The organism is Myxococcus sp. AM011 (genome assembly GCF_013372595.1).
In the GTDB taxonomy this organism is placed as follows: Bacteria; Myxococcota; Myxococcia; order Myxococcales; family Myxococcaceae; genus Myxococcus; species Myxococcus eversor.
In genome coordinates this window covers 15,000-27,530 of sequence record NZ_JABXEM010000147.1, presented here as the reverse complement: position 1 = coordinate 27,530, position 12,531 = coordinate 15,000, and the positions used below count along the sequence as shown (strand labels likewise).

Sequence of the window (12,531 nt, the reverse complement as noted above, 5' to 3'; positions counted from 1 at the left end):
CTCGGGACCCCCAGCCGGATGCCCCCCAGGACCTGCCACCCACGGGGCCTCGCACCTCCTGAGAGAGCGGGAGAGACGCAAGGGGCCCTTGCCTGACGGGAGGGTGTTTTGAATATTGGGGACGCCGCACCGTCGTTGCAGTCGGAATTTTCGCACCTACCGCATGTGGGAGTCTTCGAGATGAAGCGTCATTCCAGGTTGTGCGGAGCCCTTCTGTCGCTGGCCGTCGCGGCGCCGTTGACCGCCGCCGCGCAGGACCGGGGCCGCACGGATGGGCCCGAGGAATCCGAGTATGGCAAGGGCGGCTATTCCGGCTCGAACAGCCAGGGCGTGTCGCTGCAGCTCGACTGGGGCGCGGCCATCAACGACAGGGAGCCTCCCGAGGACGCGCCCTCCGGCCCTCCGCTGTACGTGGGCGCCACGCTGTCCTTGTGGGGCGCGGACTGGTTCTCGCTCGACGCGAGCGCCGCGTACGTCTTCGACGGAGGCCGTTTCATCGGCATGGTGGGCCCGCGCTTCCGCACGTGGGGCTGGCCGCTGGTGTTCACCGCGGGCCTGCGGGCCGGCGCCATCGTGATTCCGGAGGCGGAGGGCCTGCGCTTCGGCATCTCCCCGCAGTTGGGCGCCGAGGTGCTGATGGGCCACCGGGACAACATCCTCCTGGGGCTCAACTACAACCCGGACATCCCCATCGGCGGTGGCGGCGTGACGCACCGGCTGGGCATGTCCATCGGTTACAGGTTCTAAGGGGAGGCTGTTCGCCATGATTGCCCAAGTGCTCGCAGCCGCCCTGACGTTGGCCGCCAGTCAGGCGCCCGTCAGCTTCTCCTCGAGTGGAGGCCCGCAGGTCGCCCTGCCTTTTCCCACGGGCACCACGCAGACCTACAACATCATCCAGTGGGACCCGAACCAGCTCCCGCGAATCTACGAGCGCTCGGACCAGCTTCCCCTCACGGACGAGGAGCTGACCAAGCTGTCCCAGGCCGGCTTCGAGCCCGCGCAGCTGGTGAAGATGATTGAGGAGCGCCGCTGCGCGTGTGACGCCAGCGCGGACGGCCTCATCAAGTTGAAGAAGGCGGGCGTGGACAAGACGGTGCTCGCGGCGGTGTCGCGCCACGGAATCGCCCCCAACCGGGAATTGGATTTGCTGGTGACGATGGACTTCACCGGTGAGAGCCGCGTCGCGCGCGAGGCGTTCCTCTACTTCTTCGTCGACGACGGGGACCTCACCCGCGTCTTCAGCGCCAACATCACGGACCTGCTCCAGCGCCGCAACCGCCACGAGACGACAGTGGACCGCAGCGACATCCTCGTCGCGCGCACGGTGCGCCGCGTGCAGTTGTCGGGGCGGGTGCCGCTGAAGACGTACGGCAAGCACAACGTGCTGGTGGTCGCCAGCGCCAGCCCCACGCTCACCCATCCCTCTCAGCTCACGCCGCAGGAGCGGGCGAAGTCGCAGAGCTACACCTTCGACTATCCCCGCGCCTCGCTCATGAGCCTGTGCCGCCTGACGGCCGGGTATCGCCGTGACGCGGTGCTCAACTACAAGTGGAACTTCGAGGGCAGCCGCTTCGAATGCGAATGGAACTAGGAGTCATACGCACCATGAAGACCCATCGCCTCATCCTGACCGCCTGCCTCGCCGCCTCGCTCGTCGCGTGCAGTGGACCGCGCGCGTACACGCGCGGCTCATACGAAGACCCGAACGAAATCGAGATGCTGTCGGACCAGTTCAACGAGAATGACCTGCAGCTCATCGCCAAGAAGATGGCGGAGTCGCTGGCCACCTCGCCGCGCTTCTCCACGCCGCGTCCCGACGGCTCGCTGCCCATCGTCCTCGTGGGCAAGCTGAAGAACAGCACGTCCGAGCACATCGACATGCGCTCGCTGGGAGACAAGATTCAAACGGCGCTCGCGCAGACGGGCCGCTTCGCCATGGTGGACCAGGCCGCGCGCCAGGACATCGCGGAGGAGTACGAGTACCAGCAGTCGGGCTACGTGGACCCGAACGCCGCGAAGGGCCCGGGCGCGCAGGTCTCCGTCGATTTCATGATGACGGGGGATTTGGCCTCCATCATCCAGGAGGTCGGCCGCGACAAGCTCGTGTACTACAAGATGACGGCGAAGCTGAGCAACGTGCGCACCGGCCTCATCGAGTGGACGGACGAGAAGCAGATCCGCAAGAAGTTCGAGAAGCGCGGCGTCAGCTGGTAGCACGCTGATGCCAGCCGCTGGCTCCACGCGAAGGCTCGACTGCTCATGACTCCTCTTCTCCGCCATCCGGCGCGCCCTCTCGGGGGCGTGCTCGCGCTGGCGAGCGTGCTGCTGCTGACGGGTTGCGCCGGTGACTACGTGGCGCGCACGCGAGGCGTCCGCGCGTCGTACCAGTCGGAAGACTATCCGGGGGCGCTCGCGCAGCTCGACGCCATGGAGAAGGAGGGCTCGGGGAAGGACGCGCTGCTCGTGCTCCTGGACAAGGGCATGCTGCTGCACTCCGCGGGCAAGTGGACGGAGAGCAACGCGGTGCTGGAGGAGGCGGAGAAGCTCAGCGCGCAGCTCGACGGAGTCTCCGTCAGCGAGGAGGCGGGGGCGCTCATCACCAACGAGCGTCAGCGCGCCTACCGCGGCGAGGACTTCGAGAAGCTGATGATCTCCGTCTTCCAGGCGCTCAACTACGCGGAGCTGGAGGACGACGAGGCGGCCATGGTGGAGGTGCGTCAGGTCAACGAGCGCCTCCAGAAGATGGTCACCGAGGAGAAGAAGCCGTACCAGCAGCTCGCGATTGCCCGCTACCTGGGCGGCGTCATCCGCGAGGACCAGCGCGACTGGGACTCGGCCTATATCGACTATGCGAAGGCGTACGAGCTGGAGCCCCGGCTGGGCTCGCTGGTGGAGCCGCTCCTGCGGCTGTCGAAGTACACCGGCCGCGATGACGTCTACGCGGCGCTGAAGGAGAAGTACCCGGAGGTGGCCCACCCGCCGCTGGCTCGCGACGAATCCCAAGTCGTGGTCGTCGTGGAAGCGGGGCTGTCGCCGGAGAAGCAGCCCGCGTCGCGCGACCATGGCAGTGGCGGCGGCAACCTCATCGAGGTGCCTGTCTACCGGGACCGGGGCAGCGCGCCGTCGGTGCGCGTGAAGCTGGGCGACCAGGACGAGCGCGCGGTGACGGTGACGTCCCTGGCGGACGTCGCGCGGCTGCACCTGGACACCCGCATCGGCGGGATGCTCGCCAAGCAGCTCGCGGGCGCGGCGGTGAAGGCGGGCCTGGCGGCGGGCCTGGGCGCGGTGACGAAGAGCGAGGAGCTGGGCATCCTGGCCTTCCTCCTGCTCAACGCTGGCAATGCCCCAGACCTGCGTTCCTGGCTTTCCTTGCCCGCGGAGTTCCAGGTGGCGCGCTTCCGGGTGTCGGCGGGGAGCCACACGGTGCGTGTGGAGGCGGGGGGCCGGGTGACGGAGCACACGGTGGACGTGAAGCCGGGCCGGGTGGGGCTGGTGGTGGTGCGGCGCTACTGAGTCGGCGGTTTTGTATTGGCCGTTTTGTTGTAGGGTGCGCGCCCCATGTCGGTCCTGGCCACGGTGGCCCTCTACTCCCTCATCGTCGTCGTCGGCGCGCTGTTGGGCGCGATGGTGGTGTTGTGGAACCAGCGGCCCACGCAGTTGGTTCGCTTCCTCGCCTTCGCCGCGGGCGTGATGCTGGGCGCGGCCTTCTTCCACATGCTGCCGGAGGCGTACGAGGGCGGAGGCTGGTGGGCCTTCGCGCTGGTGCCCGGTGGCTTCGTGTTCCTGCTGGTGCTGGAGCGCTACCTCGTCGCGCACGCGGGTGAGGACCTGCCCGGAGACCACATGTCCGGCAGCGGGCGTCCTCCCGGGCAGGCCGGGCAGGTGCTGGGGCTCACCGCGTTCCTCGGGCTTTCCACGCACACGCTGTTCGACGGCATCGCCCTGGGCTCGGCGGTGGAGGAGGGCGTGGGGTTGATGGCGCTGCTCGCCATCGTCGCTCACAAAGTGCCTTCCGCGCTGTCGCTCGCCTCCATCCTGAAGACGGAGGGGCGCTCGAAAAGCTCCATCCTCCTGCTCTCCGTGCTGTACGGGCTGATGGTGCCGGCGGGCGCGCTGCTGTACTTCGCCTTCGACGCGGTGCTGCGCTTCGAGAGCATGGCGCCCAAGGCGCTGGCCTTCTCCGCGGGCACGTTCCTGTACATCGCCGTGTCGGACTTGCTGCCGCACGTGCATCGGCACGGCAAGGACCAGCCGGGGCGCAACGTGCTGGCGCTGTTCGTGGGCCTGGCGCTGATGTTCGGGCTGGCGCGACTCATGGGGCATCCGGCGCACTGAGCCTGTCTGCTCGGGTGTCGAGCCTCGGCCGTAAGGCTTCCTCGTCACAAACGATTCTCCGTCACAAACGCCGGCGCGTCGCCCTCTCCCTCTGGGAGGGGAGCACCTGCCTGGGCTGACGGACGGGCGGGCGGTGGCCCCGACGGAGGGCCCACGCGATGAGCACACCCAGAGGCATGGTGGAGGGCCCGGGGGCAGTCTCCCCGGAGGCGGCGAACTCGCCCACGCGAGCGGGCTCGGAGTTCGAGGACGCGGTGCTCCAGGGGCTCATCCACGGGGGCGCCGCGAGTCCGGTGCCGCTCCTGGGAGACCGACTGGGCGGATTGGACGGCCGTCGGTACGAGGTGCTCGGGCTCCTGGGCGGTGGTGGCATGGGGCAGGTGTTCCGCGCGGTGGACCACGAACTGTGGCGCACGGTGGCGCTGAAGTTCCTCGCCGCGCACCGGGGGCTCGCCACGCCTTCGTTGCTGGCCGCGCTGCGCGAGGAGGCGCAGGCGATTGCGCGGCTGGACCACGAGAACATCGTCCGCATCCATGACGTATCCGCGTGGAACACCGGCGCGCTGGCGCGAGGCGAGGAGGTGCCGCTGAGTGTGCCCTTCCTGGTGATGGAGTTCCTGGAGGGCGAGTCGCTGCAGCGCCTGCTGCGCCGGGAGCGGCCCGACTTGCGTCGCACGTTGGACTTGATGACGGACGTGGCGGCGGGGCTCGCGCATGCGCATGAGCGGCGCCTGGTGCATCGCGACCTCAAGCCCGCCAATGTCTTCGTGCTCGCGGATGGCAGGGCGAAGCTGCTCGACTTTGGCCTCGCGCGCTCACCGGCCGGGCCCGCCCTGGCTCCCGAGGCCGCTCGCGCCGGGACGCCCGCGTACATGGCGCCCGAGCAATGGCGGGGCGAGCCTCCGGACGCGCGAGCCGATGTGTGGGCCGTGGGGCTGTTGCTCTACGAGCTGCTTACCGGAGAGCACCCGCTGCCTTCCGCGAAGGCGCCGGAGTTGCGTCTGCACATTCCCTCCGGACAGCCCATGCCCTCGGTGAGCCGGCGGTGTCCCGGGTTGCCGGAGGAACTCGTGCGCCTGGTGGCCTCTTCGCTGGCGAAGGACCCGGTGGAGCGTCCCGCGAATGGAGGTGAGCTGTTGGAGCGGCTGCGTGGCCTGCGGCGACTCCTGGGGCTGGATGCCACCCCGGCCTCACGTTCGAGCGTCTCCGGTCGACGGCTGGTGACGCTGGTGTCGTGTCGGCTCGCGCAGGAGCGCGGCGGCATGGAGCGCCTGGACCCGGAGGATTGCAGCGAGTTGGAGGGGGCCTTCCACCAGGGCTGCACGCGCATCATCCACGAGCACGAGGGCGCGATGACGCTCGCGGTGGGCGCGGAGGTGCTCGCGTGCTTCGGCTTCCCCGTGGCGCGCGAGGGGGATTCGGAGCGAGCGGTGCGCGCGGCGCTGCGACTGCAAGAGGTGCTGCCCGGTGAGCTGGCGGGGCTGGGGCCTCCGGGCGTGGTGGTGAAGGTGGGGCTGCACACGGACCGTGTCGCGCTGGCGGATGCGTCGCCGCTGCTGCATGGGACCGCGCCTCCCATGCAGGGTGAAGCGCCGAAGGTGGCCTCGTGGTTGGCCGCGCAGGCGGGGCCGGATGCGGTGCTTCTCACGGAGGGCACACATGCGCTGGTGCGAGGCCGCATCCGCACGCGCTCGCTGGGTGCCTGGGCTTTCGAGGGACTGTCGGGCACGTCATGGCTGGACGTGCACGAGGCGCTGGGAGAGAGGCCGGGGGCGAGCCGCTTCGACCGGGCGCTCGTCGTGGGAGCGCTGTCACCGCTGGTGGGGCGCGAGCGGGAGCTCCAGCGCCTCACGACGTGGCGGGCGGATGCGCTGGGAGGGCGCGGCGTGGGCGTCCTGTTGCGAGGGGAGGCGGGCATCGGCAAGTCGCGGCTCGTCCAGGAGCTGCATGACCGCGAGGCTCCGGGCACGAGCACCTGGGCGCGGTGTCAGTGCGGTGTGCGGGGGACGGGCAGCGCCTTCCACCCGCTCATCGACTGGCTCCAGCGCTTCCTGGGCTTCGCGCGCGACGATGCGCCCGAGCGCAAGCTGGAGCGGATGGTGGAGCGCCTGGGCGTGTTGGGCGTGGACGTGGAGCTCTCGTGTCCGCTCGCCGCGTTCCTGTCGCTGCCCGTCCCGGAGGGCTCGCCCTTCCTTCACCTGTCCGGTGAGCGGCAGCGGGCCGCGATGATGAAGGCCCTGGTGGAGTTGTTCCGCCACGAGGACGTGCGCCGTCCCGTGGTGCTGGTGGTGGAGGACTTGCACTGGGCGGACCCTTCCACCCTCCAGTTCCTCGGTGTGTTGCTGGAGCGAATGGAGGGGACGCGCCTGTGTGTATTGCTCACCGCGCGTCCGGGCTTCGAGCATGCGTGGGGGCAGAGCGCGGCGTTCCATTCGCTGGATGTGGAGCCCCTGCCTCCGGAGGCCACCGCGGCCCTGGTGCGAGAAGTCGCGGGCCAGCGCGCCCTGGCTCCGAACACGGTGGCGCGGCTGGTGTCACGGACGGACGGCGTCCCCCTCTTCGTCGAGGAGCTGACGCGCGTGGTGCTGGAGCAGGAGGCCGCGCGAGGTGACTCTGGCGAGACGCTCTCCGCCGTGCCCGCGGTGTTGCACGAGCTGCTCCTCGCGCGCCTGGACCAGCTTCCTCCTCGACAGCGCTCCCAGGTGCAGCTCGCGGCCACGCTGGGACGCGAGTTCAACTACGAGACGCTGCGCGCGGTGTCCTTCCTCCAGGAAGACGAGCTGCAGCCGGAGTTGGAGCGACTGGAACAGGCCGGGTTGCTCTTCCGCCAGGGTCAACCGCCATGCACCACGTACGCTTTCCGACACGCGCTCATTCAAGAGGCGGCCTACCAGTCGCTCTTGCGCAGCACGCGCCAGCGCTACCACGGCCGCGTCGTCCAGGTGCTCTCCGAGCAGTTCCCCGAGGTGGTGGAGGAGCAGCCGGAGATGGTGGCCCACCACGCCACGCTGGCGGGGCTGACGCGGCAGGCGATGGAGTCCTGGCGGAGCGCGGGCCAGCTCGCGGGCGCGAAGTCGGCGTTCCCGGAGGCCATCAGCCACTACACGCGAGCGCTGGGGCAGCTCGAACTCCTGCCCCCCTCCCGCGAGCGGGATGAATGCGACATGGTGTTGCGCGTGGAGCTGGGGCAGGCGCTGGTGGCCTCGAAGGGCTTCGGCACGCGCGAGGTGGAGGACGTCTTCACGCGAGCCGCCGCGCTATGTGACCCGTCGCAGTGCATTCCGACGCCGCTCTTCTGGGGGCTGTGGAACATCGCGCTGGCGCGCGGCGATGGCGAGGGCATGGACCACCTCGCGGAGCTCTTCCGCTGTCAGGGCGACGCGCATGCGGACCTGGAGACGCGCGTGGTGTTGCACGGCGCGCTCAACAGCCAGGCCTTCTGGCGGGCGGACTACACGTCCTGTCGGAGCCACGGCCTGGAGGTGAAGGCGCTGCTCGGTCGGGAGGGCGTGGCGGAGCAGCTCGCGCAGATTCGCGGCGGCAGGCTGGGGCATGCCTCCGAGCAGTGCCTGCACGCGCTGATGTACCTGGCGGTGAGCGAGCTGGTGCTGGGCCACACCGACACCGCGCTCGCGACGCAGGCTCGGGCCTTCGCGCTCGCGGAGTCCATGAGCCATCCCTACGCCATCGCCACGGTGTCCCTCTTCGGCGCGATGCTGGCGCTGGAGCGTGGAGACCCGGCGACGTTGCTGGAGGTGTCAGGGCGGGCCGTGGGCCTCTGCGTGGAGTACGGCTTCCCGTTGCCCCTGGTGGGAAGCATCTGCATGCACGGCCTCTCACTGGCCTTCCTGGGCGACGTGGAGGGCGGTGTCGCGCGCATCCACGAGGGAGTCGCGCTGATGACGAGAATGGGGGCGACGCTTCTCCAGGGCGGGTGCCTGACGACGCTCGCTCGCGCGTACCTCGCGGGAGGGCGAGTAGACGAGGGACTTGCCGCCGTGCGCGAGGCCCGGGTGCACGTGGAAGGGCGCGTGGCGCGTCACCACCTGGCGACGTTGCTGCGCGTGCAGGGACAGCTCCTGCTTCTACGAAGGGACGTCGGCGAGGCTCGCGAGTGCTTCCGACGCTCGCTCGCGGTGGCGCGTGACACGGGTGCTCGACTGCACGAGCTGGGCGCGGCCGTGGAGCTGGCGAGACTGGCGCGTCACACCGGCGAGGCGGCGGAGGCGCGGGTGCTGTTGGAGTCGCTGAAGGAAGTCTACTCCGGCAGGCAGGTGCTCGCGGATGCCTGGGCCGCGCGTGCGCTGCTGGCGGAGTGGGACTGACGCCTCACGCCGCGGAGGACATCTCGGCGGAGGGCGGGTCGCCATGGGCGAGGCCCTGCGCGACACACCGCAAGAGCTCCGACAGCTCTCCGGACTTGCGCAGGAAGACCTCACCGGGCGCGCTGGGCCGGCACTCCATGCTGCTGTGGACGATGCGCGGAATGCGACACAGCCGCTCATCCGCGCGCAGCCGCCGGCACAGCTCCAGACCGCTCATCCCCGGCATCATCACGTCGGTGAGGATGAGGTCCGGCTTCAGCGCAAGCGCGAGCGACAGGGCCATCTCGCCTTCCGGCGCGGAGGCGACGTCGCAGCCCAGTTGTTCGAGAGCCTCGGTGTAGATTTCGAGGAGGGTCGAATCATCGTCGACGAGGAGGATGAGAGGCATGCGGGTGTCTCTGGGTGAGGCGGCCGTGCCGCTGTCCACTGAGATGGGGACGGGCCGGCATGGATGTGAATTCACTCGGACACCGGCTTCGTCACGATGACGGCGGACGCCATTCCATCCGCTGGGAGGTGCGAAGGATGTCGCCAAAGGAGAGAGAAGCGCTGGAGCGGAGGATTCGCGAGCACTGCGGCCTGGGAGACGCCGCGGGCGCGGTGGAGGCAGCGGTGGAGGGCTATGGCCCGGAGATACGCAGGTTGCTGGTGACGTTGTCGAGAGAGCCGGAGCAGGCGCGAGAGGCCTTCAGCATCTTCTGCGAGAGCCTGGTGAGGGACCTGCCAGGCTTTCGGTGGGAGAGCTCGTTCAGGACGTGGGCGTACCGCGTGGCGCGCAATGTCGCGTACCGGATGTCCGCCGCCTCCTCGCCACGCAGGGACAGGGTGGCGAGCCAGGAGCTGGTCGGCCTCATGCACGTCGAGCGGTCAGGCACGGCGCCCTGGCTCCAGACGCCCGTGAAGGACCGCTTCCGAACCCTGCGCGCGAAGCTGGAGCCGGGCGAGCGCAACCTCCTGGTGCTGAGGGTGGACCGGCGGATGTCCTGGTTGGATGTCGCGCGCGAGCTCGGGGGGACCCAGTCCTCCGAGGGACTCCACAAGAAGGCGGCCGTCCTGCGTCAGCAGTTCAAGGGCCTGAAGGACCGGCTTCGCGAGCTCGCGCGAGATGAGCGTCTGATTTCCAGCGCATCGGGGTAGGTGGGGACGCCGGCCCCTGTCCGCCTGTCCGCCCAGGTGCTGCGCGAAGCGGGACGCGGGCGCACCCTGGAGAGGACTCGGCCCGGGCGGCGCATGGTGCGCGCGAGGCTCGCGGCTTGGGCGGAGGCAGTCTCATGATGCTCGCCGTGGGCGACCTGATGACCCGGGATGTCGTCACGCTGGAGGAGACCGATGACCTGGTCCGCGTGGACGACCTGCTGAAGCTCAACCACATCCGGCACCTGCCGGTGGTGCGGGAGGGACGGTTGGTGGGGCTGGTGAGTCATCGCGACTTGATTCGCGCGTTGGCGCGCCAGTTCTCGACGCGGAACCTGGACCCCATCTCCGTCGCGCGCATCATGTCGAGGGATGTGGAGATGGTGCGCTCGGACCTGCCGGTGCGCGACGCCATCTACAAGCTGCTGGACCACCGCTTCGGCTGTCTGCCCGTGGTGGACCGCGAGCGGCGCCTGGTGGGAATCGTCACCGAGGCCGACTTCATGCGGATGGCGGCGCGGCTGCTCGATTCCGTCGCGGCTCGCGCGGACGACTCGGCGGGAGTCTCCGCTCCTTGATGGGGTGGGTGCGCTCATGCACGAGGGACACTCCGGCTCTGGTATCGCCGTCTCCTCCGCGCCGGCGGACGGCTCGTCGCGACGGAACAGCGTATGGGGCTGGCTTCCTGGCGTGGTGTTGCTGGTGGCGTTCGTCGTCTTCGTGGTGCTGCGCTTCGGGGAGGCGCGCCAGTTCGCCCTGATGCTGAAGCGCGCGCGGCCGGAGTGGCTGCTGGTGGGTGCGGTGCTTCAGGTGTTCTCGTACCTCACGATGGCGGGTTGCTGGCTGGTGACGCTGCGCGCGGCGGGGGTGAAGGCTCCGTGGATGCGCACCGCGAGTCTGTCGCTGATGAAGCTCTCCTTCGACCAGCTCGTGCCCACGGCGGGTATCGGTGGCTCGGTGGTGGTGATGAAGGGGCTTCAGAAGGAAGGAGCTCCTCCTCGGGTGGCGACCGCGGCGCTGCTGGTGGACATGGTGTCCTTCTACGCGGCGCATGCCGTGGCCGTGGTCATCGCCATCCTCACCCTCTGGTTTCGTGCCCAGTTGCATGCGGCCATCCTGGGCCTGGCCACGGCCTTCGCGGCGCTCGCGTGCGCGGTGCCGTTTGGAATCCTCTGGCTGACGCGGCATGGAGGCTGGCAGCCGCCGCGCTGGGCGCGTCGCATCCCCGGGCTCACGGGGTTGCTGGAGTCCATCTCCCAGGTGCCTCCCGAGCTGGTGCGGAACAAGTGGCTGCTGCTGCGCGCGGGCGCTTTGCAGTTCGGGACCTTCTTGCTGGATGCGCTCACACTCTCGTGCATGCTCCTCGCGGTGGGGAACGCGGTGGACTTCCCGGATGTGTTCGCCGCGTTCATGCTGGCGACGCTGGTGATGACCCTGAGCATCATCCCGGGAGGCGTGGGGACGTTCGAGGCCACCGCGGTGGGGACTTTGAGCTCGCTGGGAGTGCCCGTGGAGGTGGGGCTCACGGCGGTGATGTTGCTGCGGGGGTTCACCCTGTGGTTGCCGCTGCCGCTGGGCGTGGTGTTGTTGCGAAGGATGCTCGGGGTGCGGTTGCGTGACGCGATGTCGAGCCCGGGGAGTGCGTCAGCTGGCTCGCCAGCGGTGTCACCGGAACAGCGGACCGCGTGAGGGCTGACGCGCTTTGACTTGGCTTTCGACGCGAGGGCCCTGAGGATGCGCGCGCCCGAACGGGCACCCATCCATGGAAAAACGCACTGACTGGTACGAGCACCCGGAGTACTACGAGGCCATCTTCGGCACCGACACCGTGCGGGAGGCGGATTTCCTCCAGGCGCTCAGCGCGCGTCATGGCACGGGAGGCTCGCAGTGGTTGGAGCCCGCGTGTGGCGCGGGACGGTTGGTGGCCGAGGCCGCCAGTCGCGGCATGAAGGTGGCGGGCTACGACATCTCCGAGGCCATGCTCGCGCATGCGCGCAAGCGGCTGACTCCGGCGGAGCGCCGACGGGTGAAGCTGGCTCCGTCTCGCATGGAGGAGTTCTTCGTGCCCGAGCTGGAGGGGAGGGTGGATGTCGCGCACAACCTGGTCTCCACCTTCCGGTACCTGGACAGCGAGGCGGCGGCGCTGGCGCATCTGAAGGGGACGCGGCGGCTGCTCAAGCCGAACGGCATCTATGTGCTCGGCTTCCACCTCACGGACTACTCGCGGAGTGTGCCCGAGCACGAGCGGTGGCTGGGGCGCGTGGGCAAGGACAAGGTCGTCTGCAACACGCACGAGGGCTTGCCGGACCGTCGCGCTCGACGCTCGCCCATGCGCAACCGACTGCGCATCACCGGGCCTGGGAAGGACTGGCTCATCGAGACGACGTGGTTCTTCCGCACGTACGACGCGGTGCAGGCGGGCAAGCTGTTCCGTAACGCGGGGCTGCGCGTGCTGGCCGCGTATGACTTCGACTACGACGTGAACTCACCCGTGGCACGCGGCAGTCGGCGGTTGGACCGGGTGTTCGTCCTGCAGCCAGAGCCGGGCGCGGTGGAGCAGGGGACTCCTGAGAAGACGTCGGCGCCGAAGGTCATGGCGACGAAGAAGCAGGCCTCGACGGAGAAGGTGACTTCGGTGCGGAAGGCCTCGGCGCAGAAGGCGAAGCCGGAGGCGGCACCGAAGAAGAAGCCGGCTCGCGGGAACAGCTGACTCCAGCAAGAGGCGGCCTGTCGGGCC

11 protein-coding genes are annotated in these 12,531 nt (G+C 69.4%); 10 read left to right on the top strand and 1 reads right to left on the bottom strand.

What is annotated here, in order from left to right; all coding sequences use genetic code 11:
• The first annotated feature begins 180 nt into the window (after positions 1-180).
• The 6 genes from HUW62_RS27605 to HUW62_RS27580 all read left to right on the top strand — a co-directional run bounded on the left by HUW62_RS27605 (position 181) and on the right by HUW62_RS27580 (position 8,660).
• Positions 181-747 (top strand): hypothetical protein, encoded by a 567-nt coding sequence (locus tag HUW62_RS27605; RefSeq protein WP_163865296.1) that lies wholly within the window; start codon positions 181-183, stop codon positions 745-747.
• Positions 748-763: 16 nt separating this feature from the next.
• Entirely contained in the window at positions 764-1,591 is an 828-nt protein-coding gene (locus HUW62_RS27600) for a hypothetical protein (RefSeq protein WP_163865295.1), read from the top strand.
• A 14-nt stretch (positions 1,592-1,605) separates the two neighbouring features.
• Positions 1,606-2,214, top strand: coding sequence for a penicillin-binding protein activator LpoB (gene lpoB, locus HUW62_RS27595; RefSeq protein ID WP_163865294.1), 609 nt, complete (start codon positions 1,606-1,608; stop codon positions 2,212-2,214).
• Between the two features lie 45 nt (positions 2,215-2,259).
• Positions 2,260-3,513, top strand: coding sequence for a COG3014 family protein (locus tag HUW62_RS27590; RefSeq protein WP_176436084.1), 1,254 nt, complete (start codon positions 2,260-2,262; stop codon positions 3,511-3,513).
• A gap of 45 nt (positions 3,514-3,558) precedes the next feature.
• Entirely contained in the window at positions 3,559-4,335 is a 777-nt protein-coding gene (locus tag HUW62_RS27585; protein ID WP_163865292.1) for a ZIP family metal transporter, read from the top strand.
• Positions 4,336-4,493: 158 nt separating this feature from the next.
• Complete coding sequence (locus HUW62_RS27580; RefSeq protein ID WP_176436083.1) at positions 4,494-8,660, top strand: protein kinase; 4,167 nt, start codon at positions 4,494-4,496, stop codon at positions 8,658-8,660.
• A gap of 4 nt (positions 8,661-8,664) precedes the next feature.
• On the opposite strand, the gene HUW62_RS27575 is transcribed toward HUW62_RS27580, so the two are convergent.
• Positions 8,665-9,048, bottom strand: coding sequence for a PleD family two-component system response regulator (locus HUW62_RS27575; protein ID WP_163865290.1), 384 nt, complete (start codon positions 9,046-9,048; stop codon positions 8,665-8,667).
• Positions 9,049-9,185: 137 nt separating this feature from the next.
• On the opposite strand from HUW62_RS27575, the gene HUW62_RS27570 reads away from it, so the two are divergent.
• From HUW62_RS27570 to HUW62_RS27555, 4 genes are all read left to right on the top strand, one after another.
• Complete coding sequence (locus tag HUW62_RS27570; RefSeq protein ID WP_163865289.1) at positions 9,186-9,797, top strand: RNA polymerase sigma factor; 612 nt, start codon at positions 9,186-9,188, stop codon at positions 9,795-9,797.
• A 134-nt stretch (positions 9,798-9,931) separates the two neighbouring features.
• On the top strand, positions 9,932-10,372 hold the full coding sequence (locus tag HUW62_RS27565) for a CBS domain-containing protein (RefSeq protein WP_240356324.1): 441 nt from the start codon (positions 9,932-9,934) through the stop codon (positions 10,370-10,372).
• A 16-nt stretch (positions 10,373-10,388) separates the two neighbouring features.
• Positions 10,389-11,483, top strand: a complete 1,095-nt coding sequence (locus HUW62_RS27560; protein WP_176436082.1) for a lysylphosphatidylglycerol synthase transmembrane domain-containing protein — start codon at positions 10,389-10,391, stop codon at positions 11,481-11,483.
• Between the two features lie 73 nt (positions 11,484-11,556).
• A complete protein-coding gene (locus tag HUW62_RS27555; RefSeq protein ID WP_176436081.1) occupies positions 11,557-12,504 on the top strand; it encodes a bifunctional 2-polyprenyl-6-hydroxyphenol methylase/3-demethylubiquinol 3-O-methyltransferase UbiG in 948 nt (315 codons plus the stop codon).
• The last annotated feature ends 27 nt before the right edge of the window (positions 12,505-12,531 follow it).

Coding starts and splice junctions, on each gene's coding strand:
- HUW62_RS27605 (WP_163865296.1), top strand. CDS start 181: ATGAAGCGTCATTCCAGGTTGTGCGGAGCCCTTCTGTCGCTGGCCGTC.
- HUW62_RS27600 (WP_163865295.1), top strand. CDS start 764: ATGATTGCCCAAGTGCTCGCAGCCGCCCTGACGTTGGCCGCCAGTCAG.
- lpoB (WP_163865294.1), top strand. CDS start 1,606: ATGAAGACCCATCGCCTCATCCTGACCGCCTGCCTCGCCGCCTCGCTC.
- HUW62_RS27590 (WP_176436084.1), top strand. CDS start 2,260: ATGACTCCTCTTCTCCGCCATCCGGCGCGCCCTCTCGGGGGCGTGCTC.
- HUW62_RS27585 (WP_163865292.1), top strand. CDS start 3,559: ATGTCGGTCCTGGCCACGGTGGCCCTCTACTCCCTCATCGTCGTCGTC.
- HUW62_RS27580 (WP_176436083.1), top strand. CDS start 4,494: ATGAGCACACCCAGAGGCATGGTGGAGGGCCCGGGGGCAGTCTCCCCG.
- HUW62_RS27575 (WP_163865290.1), bottom strand. CDS start 9,048: ATGCCTCTCATCCTCCTCGTCGACGATGATTCGACCCTCCTCGAAATC.
- HUW62_RS27570 (WP_163865289.1), top strand. CDS start 9,186: ATGTCGCCAAAGGAGAGAGAAGCGCTGGAGCGGAGGATTCGCGAGCAC.
- HUW62_RS27565 (WP_240356324.1), top strand. CDS start 9,932: ATGATGCTCGCCGTGGGCGACCTGATGACCCGGGATGTCGTCACGCTG.
- HUW62_RS27560 (WP_176436082.1), top strand. CDS start 10,389: ATGCACGAGGGACACTCCGGCTCTGGTATCGCCGTCTCCTCCGCGCCG.
- HUW62_RS27555 (WP_176436081.1), top strand. CDS start 11,557: ATGGAAAAACGCACTGACTGGTACGAGCACCCGGAGTACTACGAGGCC.